Raw genomic sequence first — 16,164 nt, forward strand, 5'->3', positions numbered from 1 at the left:
TACCAATAAGAGCCAGCTCTATAATTCTATTCATTACCAGATCAAGAAATTAAAATCTCATCTATTTCTTTCATTAAACCAATTGTATTCTCTATAGAATAAAGGATGTTCTGATAGTGTACAATTTCGTTGTATGATATATCAGTGTTTATTCTGTCTTTCAACCATTTGTCTGCTACCTGATAACCACCTATATAGAAATCCCAAACGTTTTTGGGCACATTATCAAAGTATTGTGTATCGTTGAAATATATTTTTTCATTCTCCCATCTGCGGTATTCTAATGTGTCGCTACCTTCGCCTATACATGGGAATCGGTGACGAGCATTCCATTTGCTACAATCTTTCATCAAGTGCAACTCGCGTAATTTCTTTCCAATTACAACGAGTTTTTCAAACGTAGTTGTGTCTTTGGGATATGGTATGTGGGGGAAGTCACGCTTTAGGAATTCTTTATATCGCTCTCTATACCATGGACTATAAAGTACGGCATAAATGTAATCAAACAAATCTTCGGGTGACGGCCGTTCGCCAAGATTCATTTCGATTACTCGCATTATTCTTTCATTGAGGTTTGGGACAATACAATCTTTTTCATCTCCAAATTCTTGTGATGAAGAATCTCCATATGATGTCTCTTTTTTCGTATTGACATATAATGGATAGACATAAGCACCTCTATAAAATACATGAATATCAACGATCGTGTCGGCTGCAAAAACCAAATTCCATTGCATATCCCCAACATCTTTTCCTGCAGGCCAAAGTATCAATGCTAAATTCTTCTTAGCATCTTCATGTATTAGATGTCGCATGATGTCATACACAGGATAAGCAAGAAATCCTTTTGATTTATTTGTGAAGTAAGTGTATTGAAAATCAAATGGTCTATATAAAGCCTTTTTGAAATATTGGTTTTTCATTCCAAAAGATTTTACATTGTTTTGGGCATAAAGAACTTTTTGATCTCTACTCTCCGTCCTAATGTCATATTTTTCCTTGAGTTCTTTTTCGCTCATTTCGGAGAAATCACATATCACTTTCCTTATCTGCTCTTCTGTTTTTTGAAATGCAATCTTATCTCTTTTTGAACATATTCCCACACCACCAATAGTAAAAAGCTCGTCAGGAGAGAAACCATAATAGAATTCTTCTTCATACGAGAAATCTATTGGCACGAAGAAATACATTGGCGCGTGCAATTCTACTTTTCTAAAATTCAGAGTACTCACATCGTTCTCATTGAGTAATGCTAATTTGTTCTTTCTACTGCCATAAACATCTGTGTAATACACTTCTGCCATATGATCATCTGCTCTAACTTCATCTTCTGCCAACTGCTTCTTTACGAACAAATTGATGCACACACCCGGTTGAATCTGAAAGACATTCTCTTCCTTCTCTCCGCGGAGAGATGTCTCTCGGGTTTTTGAATCACCATGCAAATTGATAATATAAATCTCATCGAACTCTTTAAGTAGTTGATAACGCATTCCACGGAATGTGAGACTTTCCAGATAACTATTGGCATTGATATAGCCTATTATGCCACCATTGTTCTCGTGAATAAATTGCTGGGCAAGACCGATAAACTTAACATAGTCGTTGTTTACCCATTTCGCATCTGGAATTGTGAGGTCATTCCTACCAGGTTCCAACTTATAAGCAGAAACCAGTTTTTCTATTTCTTTACCCTTGTTCTTGCTTTCACCATTATATGGTGGGTTTCCTATCATTACCATAATAGGACATTGTGCTTTGATGCGGTTGGCTTCTTCTTGTTCCCTTGAAATCCAATAACCAGTATTTGAATCGCCTTTCCCCATATTTCTACGCAGAGAATCTGTTAGGCAGATGCCGAAATGGTCAGAATCCTTAATTTTATATTTTGTTCGCCGTAAAACCATGTCAACTTTGATGTGTGCTACTGTATAGCTGGCCATTTGTATTTCAAAGCCATAGAGTCTTTTAAGCAAGTTTTCGTGAACAAACTTCTGCCACAGCATAGAACCATTTCCGTATTCTTCACTAACCAGATTAATCACTTCAGCCAGGAATGTACCGGTGCCTGTAGCAGGATCGAGTGTCTGTACTTTAGGCACCAACTCGTTCCCTTCAACAGTTCGATTTGGTACCAATTCACTATTAGCCAAACCATCTACAACATCCATTTTGTTTCTTAATAACACATCAACAGACTTTACGATAAACCTGACTATCTCAATAGGCGTGTACCATACGCCACGATTCTTTTTGTCTTCAGGATCAAAGGCCGTTAGGAAATCTTCATAAAAGTGAACAAGTGGGTCGCGGTCTTTTTTTATTTCCTTTTCGAACATCTTCATTAATTCCGTTTTACTGAACATGTTCACTAAATCATCTACTATCCATGATATATTTTCATGGATATTATTGCCTGCGAGATTATTAAAGATACCTCTCAATAATCTATTGGTCTTTGGTATCAGGTCTGCCGCTTCAGCACGAGAGAAATCATTTGGAGTGGTATCGTTAAGCCTGGCAGCAAACAAGCCATAAGCAACGGTCTGAGAATATATCTTTGCAAAACCTTTTATATCTATCCCCTGTATCAGCCCATCCTTTATCTCATTATATGTGCTAATCAACAAGCCTTTGGCATCGTCATTGATTGTGTTGTCATTCAACACTTGGGTTATAGTCTCACACATCAGTTTGGCCTTTCTCGCCATAAGATCAGCAAGCAGTTTCGTGGAACGTATTTCCGGAGCGCCATTAGGAACAAACTTACGTATAGAAGCTATGAGTTCTTCTATTTTAATCTGATCAAATTCAATTTTATCCTTTTTCTGGCTGCCTATACAAATAGTCTCCTTAAGTTCTCCATTCTCATAGAAATGAAAGTCGATGTAGTCTGTGAAAACAATATGATTAATGGCCTGTTTATATCTATCGAATTGTTCCTGATTTTTTCCTTTGCCATCAAGATCTCCCTTACCGATATCCTTGGTTTCAAACACCGCAATGGTAACCCTATCTTTAACAATAGCAATGTCCGGTTTACCACATAGCATCAACTTCTTCTCACCCATGATGTCATATTTGCCATCAAAGATGTCATAGAGAAAATTCTCCAGTGGAGTTCTATAGGTCAGCTCGCTGGCTTCACCAGACGAATACTTCTTGTTAACAGCTTTCGTGTATGACTTTATTATCTCTTCGTCAGACTTCATATCGGTTAGTGACCAAATTCCCCAACTGATACCCTGAAGTCAGGATGATTTCTCTTATATCCAGCAACATACAAAAAGCGGGGTATCCTCATCTGCCGTTCCCCGTTTCGGCCTACCACAGCCTTCCCAATAGAACGAACAGAGTCTGAATACCCACGCCGAAGTATATGTACACCCGAAAAGTGTGCGTGAGGGCATAATACGCCCTCTGCACACTCCGGGTAGTATATACTACACCCGTAGCATTCACCTCCGCATTTGTCTTTGATTGGGATTTGATTGTGGTAGTTCAAACGGTCAAAAACAAAGCATCAATGACGCTTCTCAATATGTCGTTGTCCTCACCCATTTGCACGAGGGCAAAGGTATGGACGTTGCAAAAGTACAAATAAAAAGTGAAATCGGTAAGGTTTTTCGGCATTTTATTTATAAAATCTACAAAATAGTTTGGATTATCAGAAAAAGTTCTTATCTTTGCGGCGTGAAAGGAACCTATTTAGGATGAGAGCCCCGTTTGGATCGGCAAGCGACTCATGAAAATAGAAGCACTTTTAAACTCCGCTTAAGATGGATAGCCCCGGTTGGTCCGGCAAGCAAGGCCATTAAAGCGGAGTTCCTTTTTTTAATACACCAACATTATTCTCAAAGGTATACTGGTCAATAATCGCGTATGGTTTGTATGGACCGCCATTTTTCATCTTGCGCATAGCAAGAATTGTTTTAATTCCTATCTCGCGATCAAAATAAGTAAAGTAAGCACTCTCTTCATGTTTACCTTCAACCACCCTACGCCAACCAAGATATTTTCCTTTCTTCAAATATGACGGTCCTTAGCCGCAAACCCTGAATATGATTGAACGGCTTTCCGCGGAGTCTGTTCAACAAAAAAAAGGGTTTAGAGAGAATGATTCAACTTTTGCCAGGGTTAAGGATTAAGGTATCAAACAAGCATTCAACCTATGGCAGGGTTAAGGTAAAATCCATTCAACTTTTTCTAGGGTAGTACACAGGAAAAGACACAAAGTCGTGGTCATTTGGTCAAGGTCATTTTGGTCATTTTCGATTTCAGAAACGCGGTTATTTGCTCACTATATATAAATATAAATATTTATATTATAGTGACGGATTTTGACAGTTGATTTTTCGATTTTGACCATTTTGACCTTGACCATTTTGACCAGCACCAAAATTATCGCGAAAAACACGTGATTTTATTCCGAAAGAATTCGAGAACCGCAACCATAATGCCGTACCTTTGCATTGTCAATTTGAGAGAAGAAATATACGCGCCCACGAGAAAAAATTTACGGGCCCACGGGGGAGGCGGATTTTCGATTGAAATGAGACAGCGAGAAACATTAAACATTAAACATTAAACATTAAACATTTAAAGATTATGGCATTGAAGGTAAAAGCTAAGGAACAGTTGCAGAACATCGGCAAGTATGCTGGTAAGTATCGTTACGTGATGATGCCGGAGCTGTACACGGCTCTGACTCAGGACAAGGTGATTAAGGAGGCTGCCCTGCGCAGCGGCGTGAGCAAGGGAGTGATGCAGGCCTGCTGGGATGCGGCTGGCGAGGTAATTAAGGCATGGGCCACTGAGGGACACTCGGTTGCGCTGCCAGGACTGGGAACCATGCGTTTCGGACTGCGCGCCAAGAGCGTAGAAAAGGTGGATGAGGTGAAGGCCGGACTGATTTCGAGTCGCCGCATTATCTTTACCCCCGACACCGATCTGAAGGAGGAGCTGTCGAAGACGGCCGTGCAGATTACCTGTTTTGACCGCGACGGCAAGGAGGTGAAGCGTGTGACCAGTACCGATAGCGGCGACGTGGAGGACAACGAGAACACCCAGCCAAGCACTGGCGGAAATACCGGAGGCGGCGGAAATAGCGGCGGTGGCAATAGCGGTGGTGGAAGCCACGAGCCTATCGGAGACTAAGGGGTTGGGGCGAAAGCCCCACCCTATCCATTGACCATTGACCATTGACCATTAAACATTAAACATTCTTGGCGATGCCAAGCGGCAAAGCCGAGCGAAAGATTAAACATTAAAACATTATGACCAAGAAGGAAACATTGAAGTTCATCGTGCAGATGATTGCAAGTATCGCAACGGCGATAGTAACGGCGCTGGGTGCCACCAGCTGCATGGGCGCCATGTAAAATAGCCAAGGACCTGCACTTGCGCGGCCCGCCTCGCATACTGCAGCAGGCTCTATTACCCCCAGGTTTCAAATCGAAGCCTGGGGGATTTTGTAGAAATCTCAAAATGTTTTGCCCCTACTTTTGGATAAAAATGGCATTTTTTTGCCCCGACTTTTGGATTTTTGTGCAATTTTGTTTAATTCATTAAATAAAAATGGCGAATTATTTGCAAATTCATTAAACAATTCGTATATTTGCTCCCAGATTTATAAAACGAACGAACAATGGACAAGCAGATTTTGAAGCAGATCCTTAGGGACAATCAACAGGAGGTGGAGCGATATGTAGTAGAACCTCGAGACCTTAAGCTCGACGACTTTCCCTGTCGAGTACTGGTTGGTGTGCGCAGAGCTGGCAAATCATATATGCTATATCATGTCATCCAGCAATTACTTGCCCAAGGACATAAGTGGGACGAAATGCTATATCTCAGTTTTGAGGATGAGCGCCTTGAAAACTTCGATACCGACGACTTCAACCGTCTGTTGGAATGTCATCAGGAGATGTATGGCAAACGCCCCATGCTTTTTCTCGACGAGATTCAAAACATTGATTGTTGGCACAAATTTGCACGAAGAATGGCCGACAGCCAATATACCATCTTTATCACTGGTTCAAACGCAAAGATGCTTTCGGGTGAGATAAACACCACCCTTGGTGGGCGTTTTCTAATAGCCGAAGTCTATCCCTACAGTTTCAAGGAGTTCTTGGCTGTACATCAGGTGCCTACTGCCGAATTAGACATTCTCTCTACCGAAGGACGCGCTAAAATTATACGTTGTTTCGATGACTATCTTCACGATGGCGGATTGCCCGCAGCTGCACTGCTACCAGCCAAGCGCAACTATCTGAGCAGTGTATATCAAAAGATATACATGGGTGACATCATCGCCCGTAACAAGATTACCAACGTTTCTGGTATCCGTGTATTGGTAAGGAAAATGGCAGAGAGCGTATGCCGTCCAATCTCCTATAACCGCATAAACAACCTGCTTTCAAGTGTTGGCGGTAAGCTCAGCCTTGCCACTACTATCAAATATGTAGAATACTGCGAAGATGCCTGGTTGTTACTACGACTGCGTAACTACTCATCGGCATTAGCAGATAAGGAAAGTAACTGCAAATACTATTTCATCGACACCGGCATACTCGGTTTGTTCCTTATCGACAAAGACGCCATGCAGCTCGAGAATCTTGTAGCCCTCCAATTGTTCCGCATTTATGGCCACGATCCAGAAAACGAGCGTGTGTTCTTTTATAACGATAGCTTTGAAGTTGACTTTTATGTTCCTGAAGCCGAGCTGGCTATCCAAGTAAGTTACTCCCTGCACGATGAAGACACCCGAAAACGCGAGACGGAAGCTCTCCAGAAGCTCCCTCGCCGTCTGACATGCAACCGTCGTATTATACTTACCTACGATGAAGAAGAAACCATCACCGATCAGCACGGTACCATCGAGGTCATACCTGTTTGGAAGTGGTTATTGAAATAGTGTTTTTGCCCCTACTTTTGGATAAAAATGGCGATTTTTTGCCCCTACTTTTGGATTTTTCACTTCTCCGTTTCGGTTACGAAGCAGGCCACGAGGCCGTTGGTGATGGTGGGACGAATTGTTATTCTACTAATTCAAAATGTTGATAGTCCTTACACGTGGTCCAGTCGCCACCCCACTCGAAACCAGCCTCGGTGAAGAGCTTGAAGCAGAGATCGTCGTGGTCTATCTTGTAGGGGAAGTCCCAGTCGCGATTGCAATAGGCCTCTGCCGTGGCGGGCTGGACAAACAATGTGCCATCCTGGCGCACCTTATAATAGGGGTTGTAGAACGTATTGATGTCGATGGCCAAACCGCGGGCATGCTTCGACAGATTGGCAGAGCCAGCGATACTTCGATAACAGAAACACGACGAGTTGTTGTCGCGCATCTGCGTCTCGTCGTCGGCATCATACACATCGGGCAACAGCATACGCTGGATGGGATACTTTGCATCGAACAGCTTTCGCAGAATACCAGCCACGCAGTCGGCTATCTGCTTGTTGCACACCATCTCGCCCACGTGCATACGGTTGTCGTAGTCCCAATGCAGGGCACGTACATGGCGCAGGTCGTCGCGTCCGATATAGGGGTTCTCCTTGTAGGTTTTGCCCTGCATGCGCTCCCAAACGTCGTCGGGTATCGGTTCTGCAGCAAAACACTTGTCGATACCACCGTAGGCTTCTATAGCCTCAGCACTTACGATTTTACCGGCCTGCCACTTTGTGAGCGGTGTTACATTGGGCGTGGTACGATTATCACTATTGCCACACGACACCAACGCACCCATACCGCATAATGTAAGGATGGCAGCCATCAGCCAATTAAAAACCTTTCTCATAATATTTATATTTTTTGCAAATATAAGGTATAATCCCTTACATTCAGCCGTTTAAAACACCAAATTTTGCAAAATTATCTTAAATACTGTAAAATACAATCTGTCATGCCCTTTTGACTTGGAGGTTTGGATTATTTTGCTTATATTTGTTATCAAAACCAAAAACGCCCAAATAGGGGCTCTAATTGATTGACGATTTTGACTGACCAGAGATTAGGCACGGAACCCATCCGCAGGCTGTTTGTATCAATGACGGTGCCAGTGGTGTTACAGCAACTATTGATGTTGCTGAATAATGTTGTGGACCGTATCTGGATAGCCCATATACCCGACGTGGGGCAGTTGGCTTTCACGGCATCGGGGGTTTGCGTACCTATTGTATATATGATTATTGCGCTAGCCGAACTGACGGGTACGGGCATCTCATCGCGTGTAGGCTTGCTGCTTGGCCAGGGCCATCACGATCAGGCCGAACGCACACTTGGCAGCATGATGGCGTTCAGTATTTTGTTAGCTATACTCACCTTGCTTTTAGTAGAAGTATTCTGCCCCGAACTTATACGTATTTTTGGCGGTAGTCCACAGACAGCTGCCATGGCCGAGTGCTATCTGCGTATTTCCACCCCCGGCAATGCGGCATGCATCATATCAAGCATGCTGGCACCGTTTCTGCTCGTTCAGGGATACTCCAACGAAGCACTCTTTGTAATCGGGTCTGGTATCGTGATTAACATGATACTCGACCCCATCTTTATATTCCTGTTTGGTTGGGGTATAGCCGGAGCAGCATGGGCTACCACTGTGGCTGAGGTAACTTCTGCCGTCGTCGCTATTGTGATGCTTGCACGTGTGGGCAATCTGCGGATCCGGATGAAGCTTCTGAGTCTGGACTGGCGGCATATAGTGCCTTGCCTGGCTTTGGGAACAGCACCCATGGCGATGATGCTGGCCGAGACGGTGCAGATGGGCGTTTACAACCAGACACTCTACCATCTGGCTGGCGATTGGGGCGTTGGCACGATGGCACTCGTCATCATGCTTCACGACTTCCTTTTCTTTCCTGTCCGTGGCATGGCTTATGGTTCCCAACCAATAACGAGTTATAATCTGGGGGCTGGAAAATGGCAGCGGGTATGGGACAATGTCAAGTTGTTGCTCGCATTTACATTCGTATGGTCCATGATGGTGTGCCTGTTGATGATAATCCAGACAGAGCCCGTGGTTCGCTTGGTCGTAGGCGATGGTCCTATGGTGGACTACGCCGTACCGATGGTTCGCCTCTCGTTCGTGGTGTTCTTCGTGGCCACGTTGCAGTTTGCGAGCCAGTGTACGCTGCAGGCCATGAACCGTCCCGTCCTCACTTTCTGGATAGGCATCTCCCGTACATTGCTTCTGCTTGTACCTTTTGTTTGGCTCCTGCCTCGCCTCCTGACGAATCATGCCGATATGGGTGTATTCCTGGCACAGCCTGTGACCGATGTCGTGGTTGGAACTGTAACAGTGATCATCCTATTCAAATCACTTCAGAATTACAAGAACATTCAAAATAATAAAGTATGAAAAGATTTTCACGATACACTTTATGGAGCTTTCTGATGCTTTTGTGCATACAGACATTGGTGACCGGCTGCGGGGAAACAGCATCCAGCCCCGCCAACACATATAAGACGTTGCGCGTAGAGAAACAGAACTACACGTTAGAGCGCCGGTTTGTGGCAAAGATAGAGGGCAAAGAGAATGTGGATGTGTGTGCTCTTATTGGAGGGACATTGAAGAAGGTTTGCGTGAAGGAAGGTAGTCGCGTGAAGAAAGGGCAGCCGCTCTTCATCATCGACCAAGCTCCCTACATCGCTGCTGCCAATGCCGCAAAAGCCAAGGTGAGGACAGCCCGTGCTGCACTCTCCACGGCGCAACTGAACTTAGATGGTAAAGAGAAGCTCTATGCACAGCAGATGGTGGGTGAGAATGACCTACTCCGGGCGCGTTATGCCAAAGAAGATGCTGCGGCCCAACTCGAGGCTGCCCAGGCGGAACTGGCATCTGCGCGTTCCAACCTGAATTACACTACCATCTACAGCCCTGTTGACGGAACCATTAGTATTCTGAATTTTCTCGAAGATAATGTCGTGTTCCCTACCAGCAGTCAGCCTATTGCCACCGTAGCGACCAACAAGCATATCTATGCTTATGTCACGTTGTCAGAGGAATTGCTCGTGAACTTGTTCGATGAGTACGGCTGCAGTACTTCCGACGAACTGCTAAAAAAGTTGCCTCCCATCTCGCTCTATACCATCTGGGGTGAAAAACTTCCGCAGGAGGGACACATTGATGCCGTTAGCGGTGAAGCAGACATCTCGACAGGATCCGTCCTTATCCGGGCGTCGTTTGACAACCCTTCGGAGATGTTCCGCAACGGTAGTAATGGATATGTAGTGCTGCCAACCACAAAGCATGGGGTCTTTGTTATACCGCAGGATGCCACCATCCACATTCAGGACAAATGTTTTGTTTATCGTATCGTCGATGGCAGAGCCGTCTCTACAGAGGTGAAGGGCATTTCTGCCAACGATGAGGACTATGTGGTGAGCAGTGGGCTGAATGACGGCGATGTCATCATAGCCGAGAATGCCGGAATGGTGACTGAGGGAATGGCTGTTGCCCAGGAAACAGGAAAGAAAGAACTTTAAATACAATCTGTTATGCATCATAGATTATACCATGTTATATCTGTAGTTGCCGTGCTGACTCTGTCGATACTCTGCAGCAACTGTGGTGAAGAGGCCACACCCACGGTGAAGGATTGTTACCGCCTGTTGCGTGTGCAGCGGCAAGACATCACCCTGACTCGCAACTTTATTGTGAAGATGGAATCTTTACATAGTATATATGTTCGCCCAATTGTCAGTGGACGACTTGTTAAGATTTTAGTAAAGGAAGGTGCTCATGTAAAGAAGGGGCAGCCGCTATTCGTTATCGACCAAAGCCCTTATATTGCTGCTGTTGATGCCGCCAAAGCTCAGGTGTCCACTGCTCGCGTTGCACTCTCCTCTGCCCAGTTGAACTTAGATGGCAAGGAGCAGCTATATGCACAAAAAATGGTGGGGGAGTCCGACCTGCTTCGTGCCCGTCATGCTAAGGAAGAAGCCTATTCACAGTTGGAAGCGGCACTGGCTGAATTAGAATCTGCGCGTACCCAATTGGACTACACCACGATCTGTAGTCCTGCCGATGGTGTCATTGGCATGATTGAATACCGTGTGGGTGATCTTGTTGAAACCGACGGTGATCTACACATGGTAATCGTTTCAGACAACAACAATCTCCATGCATATGGTGCCCTCTCTGAGGAGACACTCTCTGAACTTCTTAAGGACTTCAACTGTAACTCTGCCGACGAGCTTCTTGAAAAGCTGCCACCTGTCACGTTTTATAGCAATTGGGGCTATAAGTTAGAGGAAAAGGGACATATTGATGTCATCAGTGGAACCATTGATCTGAACAATGGTGCCACTTATATACGTGCTTCCTTCTATAATCCCACGGAGAGATTGCGTAATGGCAGTAACGGCTATATCGAATTACCCTACATCCAGCACCATGTCGTTGTCATTCCACAGGAAGCGGTCGTTGATATCCACAATAAATATCTCGTCTATAAAGTGGTCGATGGGAAGGCAGTGGAAACGGAGGTGACAATTTTGCCTTATAATGACGGACAAAACTTTGTTGTGACGGCCGGTCTTGAGCAAGGCGATTCTATCATTGCCGAGGGAGCCGGATTTGTAACCGACGGAATAGAGGTAACAGAAAAGAAAGTCAAGAAAGGAGGAAAACAATCATGATTAGTCGTTTCTTTATCAATCGTCCTATCTTTGCCTGCGCCCTTTCAGTGCTTGTCCTTTTGGCGGGCATTGTAGGATATATCAATCTGCCTGTTGAGCAGTTCCCGAATGTGGCACCACCCGTGGTCACTATCAATACGGAGTACACTGGAGCCAGCGCCGAGGCTGTGATGAAAAGTGTGGTTACGCCTATTGAGGAGGCTGTCAATGGTGTGGAGGGCATGGAGTATATTACTTCATCGTCAACCAGTAGTGGCATGGCTACCGTCAGTGTTACCTTCCGACCTGGCACCGACCCCGACCTGGCACAGATCCGTGTCAAGAACCGTGTAGAGGAGGCTAAAGGCTATCTGCCCGCCGAGGTGCTGAACATTGGTGTGCAGGTGGAGAAGGAAGAACAGGGCATGCTGCGCATCATCGCCCTGGAGTGTCCCGACAACCGCTACGATAATGCCTTTATCACCAACTATTTCAACATCAACGTGCAGCCGCGCCTGCAGCGCATTAATGGTGTGGGCAACATCCAGCTGATGGGCAATGTCTATGGCATGCGCATCTGGATGGACCCGAAGAAGATGGCTCAGTACCAACTGAATCCGGAAGATATTGTCAAAGCCCTGGAAGGTCAAAACGTGGAAGCTGCCATCGGTACGTTGGGTGAGGATTCAAAAGGTACCTATCAATATACGCTGGTATATCGCGGCCGCTTGGAAACCCCGCCAGAGTTTGAGGATATTGTCTTAAAGACCGATGGCTTTAACTACCTGCACCTGAAAGATGTGGCTCGCGTAGAATTGGGTACGGTAACCTATGCCTGCGATAGTTGGGTGAACTCTCACAATGGTACCATTGCCATCATCACCCCAGCTACCGGGGCCAACGCCCAACAGGTGAACCATGAAATAGACCGGCTCATGACCGAGTTGGAGCCGAAATTGCCGGCAGGGTTTGAGTTCAAGGTGCTCTTAGACACCAACGACTTCCTCGATGCCTCGATGAATGCGGTTTACAAGACGTTGTTTGAGGCCCTCCTGCTCGTCATTCTCGTGGTGTTGCTGTTCCTGCAGAACTGGCGCGCCACCATCATTCCGTCCATAAGCATCATCGTCTCGCTTGTGGGCACCTTTGCCTTTATGTATATGGTGGGTTTCACACTCAACCTCATTACCCTCTTTGCTTTGGTACTGGTCATCGGTACGGTGGTAGACGATGCCATCGTGGTGGTGGAGGCGGTGCAGGAGAAACTGGAAGATCCGGCTGCAACAGCCAAGAATGCCACTATCCAGGCGATGCATAACATCTCGACTGCCATTATCACCACCACCATTGTCTTCATGTGTGTGTTTATTCCCGCCGCATTTATGGGTGGACTCAGCGGAGCCTATTACCGACAGTTCGGACTGACGATGGCTGTGGCTGTAGCCATATCTACATTCTGTGCATTGACGCTCTGCCCTGCTTTGTGTGCGCTGTTGATGAAGCCACGCTCCCCAGAGACTGAACAACAGGCTCAAACATGGTCAGTACGCTTCCGCCATGCCTACAACAAGGCCTTCAATGCGCTATTAGGGAAATATAGTCGGGCCATGGGCTGTTTCATCCGTCGCCGCTGGTTCGTAGGTGTGCTGACGGCTGTCAGCATAGTCCTGTTGGCATGGATGCTCTATTGCACCCCCACGGGTCTGGTACCCGATGAGGACACAGGCATTGTCTTTGTAGATATCACCACACCCTCTGGTTCTACCTTAGCACAAACACAAAAGACGGTGAAAGAGATGTCGGAAATCATAGAGAACGACCCCGATGTGCGAGCCACAGGTTCGGTAGCCGGCTGGAATATCCTTGGCGGCGAGGGCCCCAACACCGGCCTGGTGATGGGACGTCTGAAGCACTGGGACGACCGTCAGGACGATGGCCACGACATCTTCAGCATCTACGACCGTATAGAGGCAGCCACCCATCAAGTGAAGAGTGGTTCGATGTTTGTATTCCTGCTCCCTACCGTCTTTGGCTATAGCTATAGCAACAGTGTGGAACTGTATGTTGAAGACTACGGCGGCGGTTCCATTACCAAACTCAAGGAAGTGTCTGACAGCTTTATGAAGGCACTGGAAGCACGACCTGAGATAGAAGAGGTTTACTCCCCTTACGAGGTGAATTATCCGCAATATACCGTCACGGTGAATGCCTCGCTGTGTAAGCGCTATGGCATCGAGCCTGCCAGCGTGCTCAGTGTGCTCAACGGTTATATCGGCGGTAACTATGCCTCGCAGTTTAACAGTTTTGGAAAACTCTACCACGTGATGCTGCAGGCCGATCCTGGACTGCGTATGGACAAGGACGACCTTAACAACATTCTGGTCGTCACAGCGAACGGTGCCTATACGCCTATCACCGAACTTATCACGCTGAAGAAGACCTATGGCCTTCAGTCGATTAATCGCTTCAACCTATTCCAGGGCATCAGCGTAGAACTGACGCCTGCCGAGGGCTACACCTCGGGCGATGTGATTGATGTGGTGAGCGAGGTGTCGGCTGCCACCCTGCCACAGGGCTATGGCTATGAGTACACTGGTACGGCTCGCGAGGAAGCCGCTTCCTCATCATCCACAGCCTGGGTGTTTGCCATCAGCCTGTTGCTCGTTTTCATTGTGCTCTGTTGCCTATACGAGAGTCTGCTCATTCCTATGGCCGTCATGTTCAGCGTGCCTTTCGGACTGGTTGGCAGCTTCCTGCTCATCAATCTCGCGGAGCTGGAGAACAATATCTATATGCAGGTGGGTATCATCATGCTTATCGGCCTGCTGGCCAAGACTGCCATCCTGATTACAGAATATGCCTGCGAACGTCGCCGTGAGGGGATGACCATCGTTGCAGCAGCACTCGATGCAGCCAAAGCACGATTGCGCCCCATCCTGATGACCGCCCTCACACTCATCGTAGGTCTGATGCCAATGATCTTTGAGCGGGGCGCCGGTGCCATGGGTAACGTTACGCTGGGCTTATGTGTGGTAGGCGGTATGCTGGTAGGTACGCTGGCCCTGCTGCTCTTTGTGCCTGTGTTCTTCATTCTCTTCCAAACGATGGAAGAAAGGCTACGACCGCGTCAGGCCATGACAACCTTAGCTGTGCTTACCGCCATCTGTATGCTGTCGGGCTGTAAAACCTACTCATCTTATCACTCTGACTCTACAGCCAATGATGTACTGAAAGCGCAACTCAATGCAGCGGGTGTTTCTACTGCCGACAGCGTGGATGGCAATCTGCCTGCCGACTGGCGCGAGGCTTTTACCGAACCGCGTCTGGCCGCACTAATCGACGAAGCACTTCTGCACAACAGCGACCTTCAGCAGGCCCACTTGCAAGTACAGGCTGCCAAAGCCTTGCTCCGTGGTGCAAAAGGCGAACTGTTTCCCGCCATAGGGCTGACGGCCGAGAAGAGCAATTCGCGATTTAAAAACAGCGATTTTACTGCTACATCCTCTGGCTATAACGTAGGTTTAGAGGCCAGTTGGGAGATTGATGCATTCGGACGAGTGCGCAATGCCAAGCGAGGTGCTGCTGCCACTGTAGAACAGCAGATGGCCTACGAGCAGGCTGTTCGCACCGAACTTATTGCTACTGTGGCTGCGGCCTACTACCAACTGGAGATGTACGATGCACAGATAGCCGATACCCGCTCCATCATCCAGAGTTGGGAGGAGGGTATCGCCACCCAAAAAGTGCTACTGGCTGTAGGCGAGGCTACCAGCGACGATGTCGACCAGTCGGAGGCTGCCAAGCTCGAAGCTGAGACCACCCTCGAGGAACTATGCATGCAACTACGTCAGGCCGAGAATGCCCTGTGTACCGTGCTGGGGCGTCCCTGTCAGCATATCGACCGCGACTCGCTGGGCTCATCGTGCATCGCCATCAGCAGTATGCCGTCGATCAGCATCCGTGCCCTGGCCCGGCGTCCCGACGTTCGTCAGGCCGAGGCTGAGCTGAAGGCTGCATTCTATGCCACCAACGAGGCACGCGCAGCGCTCTATCCATCGCTGTCGCTCTCTGGTAGCATCGGGTGGACGAATGATGTTGGAGAGATTGTCAGTCCTGCAGGTGTGCTGATGAGCGCCTTAGGCTCGCTTACACAACCTATCTTCCAAGGAGGCCGACTGCGTGCCGAGGTGCAGCGTGCCAAAGCTGAACAGGAGGCGGCAAAAGTAGCCTTCCGTCAGACGGTGTTAGAGGCTGGTCAGGAAGTGAACGACATCCTGGCTACAGAGCAGTACGCACGCCGGGCCATCAGCCTGGGCGAGCAACAAGTTGAGAAGCTGCAGCGCATTGCCGATGCCTCGAAGGTTCGTATGCAGTACGATGAAGACGTGAACTACCTGCAGGTGCTGCTGGCCCGCCAGTCGTTGCTCGAAGCCCGTCTGCAACTACTGGCCCACCGCTATGAAATGATAGCTGCACACATTCAGCTATATAAAGCACTGGGAGGTGGTATGGACAGCAAAATGAAGTGAAACAACAAATAATATAAC

10 protein-coding genes are annotated in these 16,164 nt (G+C 47.2%); 7 read left to right on the top strand and 3 right to left on the bottom strand.

The features are described from left to right. Window positions 1-41 precede the first annotated feature (41 nt). Together T499_RS0113560 and T499_RS0113570 are read right to left on the bottom strand one after the other, a co-directional pair. Window positions 42-3,212: a type ISP restriction/modification enzyme gene (locus T499_RS0113560; RefSeq protein WP_033151410.1), complete on the bottom strand. Its 3,171-nt coding sequence runs from the start codon at window positions 3,210-3,212 to the stop codon at window positions 42-44. A 602-nt stretch (window positions 3,213-3,814) separates the two neighbouring features. Beyond that, complete coding sequence (locus T499_RS0113570; protein WP_033151412.1) at window positions 3,815-4,030, bottom strand: hypothetical protein; 216 nt, start codon at window positions 4,028-4,030, stop codon at window positions 3,815-3,817. Between the two features lie 578 nt (window positions 4,031-4,608). Between T499_RS0113570 and T499_RS0113575 the strand changes: the two genes are divergently transcribed. The 3 genes from T499_RS0113575 to T499_RS0113580 all read left to right on the top strand — a co-directional run bounded on the left by T499_RS0113575 (window position 4,609) and on the right by T499_RS0113580 (window position 6,916). Continuing rightward, window positions 4,609-5,157 carry an HU family DNA-binding protein gene (locus tag T499_RS0113575; RefSeq protein WP_033151413.1) on the top strand — a complete coding sequence of 183 codons (549 nt, stop codon included), beginning with the start codon at window positions 4,609-4,611 and terminating at the stop codon, window positions 5,155-5,157. A 119-nt stretch (window positions 5,158-5,276) separates the two neighbouring features. After that, a complete protein-coding gene (locus T499_RS14770) occupies window positions 5,277-5,381 on the top strand; it encodes a smalltalk protein (protein WP_157054458.1) in 105 nt (34 codons plus the stop codon). Window positions 5,382-5,647: 266 nt separating this feature from the next. Next, the gene (locus tag T499_RS0113580; RefSeq protein ID WP_033151414.1) at window positions 5,648-6,916 is read left to right on the top strand and encodes an ATP-binding protein; all 1,269 of its coding nucleotides are present in this window, start codon (window positions 5,648-5,650) and stop codon (window positions 6,914-6,916) included. Window positions 6,917-7,037: 121 nt separating this feature from the next. On the opposite strand, the gene T499_RS0113585 is transcribed toward T499_RS0113580, so the two are convergent. After that, entirely contained in the window at window positions 7,038-7,796 is a 759-nt protein-coding gene (locus T499_RS0113585; protein ID WP_232221113.1) for a M15 family metallopeptidase, read from the bottom strand. Window positions 7,797-7,994: 198 nt separating this feature from the next. On the opposite strand from T499_RS0113585, the gene T499_RS0113590 reads away from it, so the two are divergent. From T499_RS0113590 to T499_RS0113605, 4 genes are read left to right on the top strand one after another with little or no spacing between them, the layout of a single operon-like run. Next, entirely contained in the window at window positions 7,995-9,356 is a 1,362-nt protein-coding gene (locus T499_RS0113590) for an MATE family efflux transporter (protein ID WP_157054630.1), read from the top strand. Continuing rightward, window positions 9,353-10,483: an efflux RND transporter periplasmic adaptor subunit gene (locus T499_RS0113595; protein ID WP_084163203.1), complete on the top strand. Its 1,131-nt coding sequence runs from the start codon at window positions 9,353-9,355 to the stop codon at window positions 10,481-10,483. Before T499_RS0113590 ends, T499_RS0113595 begins: the two co-directional genes overlap by 4 nt. 12 nt (window positions 10,484-10,495) lie before the next feature. After that, the gene (locus T499_RS0113600; RefSeq protein WP_084163205.1) at window positions 10,496-11,638 is read left to right on the top strand and encodes an efflux RND transporter periplasmic adaptor subunit; all 1,143 of its coding nucleotides are present in this window, start codon (window positions 10,496-10,498) and stop codon (window positions 11,636-11,638) included. Further along, entirely contained in the window at window positions 11,635-16,146 is a 4,512-nt protein-coding gene (locus tag T499_RS0113605) for an efflux RND transporter permease subunit (protein WP_198021312.1), read from the top strand. Before T499_RS0113600 ends, T499_RS0113605 begins: the two co-directional genes overlap by 4 nt. Window positions 16,147-16,164: the final 18 nt, after the last annotated feature.

The organism is Prevotella sp. RM4, assembly GCF_000701965.1.
GTDB classification, from domain to species: Bacteria; Bacteroidota; Bacteroidia; order Bacteroidales; family Bacteroidaceae; genus Prevotella; species Prevotella ruminicola.

Excerpts from the sequence above, each read along its gene's own strand:
- T499_RS0113560 (WP_033151410.1), bottom strand. The coding sequence starts at position 3,212 with ATGAAGTCTGACGAAGAGATAATAAAGTCATACACGAAAGCTGTTAAC.
- T499_RS0113575 (WP_033151413.1), top strand. The coding sequence starts at position 4,609 with ATGGCATTGAAGGTAAAAGCTAAGGAACAGTTGCAGAACATCGGCAAG.
- T499_RS14770 (WP_157054458.1), top strand. The coding sequence starts at position 5,277 with ATGACCAAGAAGGAAACATTGAAGTTCATCGTGCAGATGATTGCAAGT.
- T499_RS0113580 (WP_033151414.1), top strand. The coding sequence starts at position 5,648 with ATGGACAAGCAGATTTTGAAGCAGATCCTTAGGGACAATCAACAGGAG.
- T499_RS0113585 (WP_232221113.1), bottom strand. The coding sequence starts at position 7,796 with ATGAGAAAGGTTTTTAATTGGCTGATGGCTGCCATCCTTACATTATGC.
- T499_RS0113595 (WP_084163203.1), top strand. The coding sequence starts at position 9,353 with ATGAAAAGATTTTCACGATACACTTTATGGAGCTTTCTGATGCTTTTG.
- T499_RS0113600 (WP_084163205.1), top strand. The coding sequence starts at position 10,496 with ATGCATCATAGATTATACCATGTTATATCTGTAGTTGCCGTGCTGACT.
- T499_RS0113605 (WP_198021312.1), top strand. The coding sequence starts at position 11,635 with ATGATTAGTCGTTTCTTTATCAATCGTCCTATCTTTGCCTGCGCCCTT.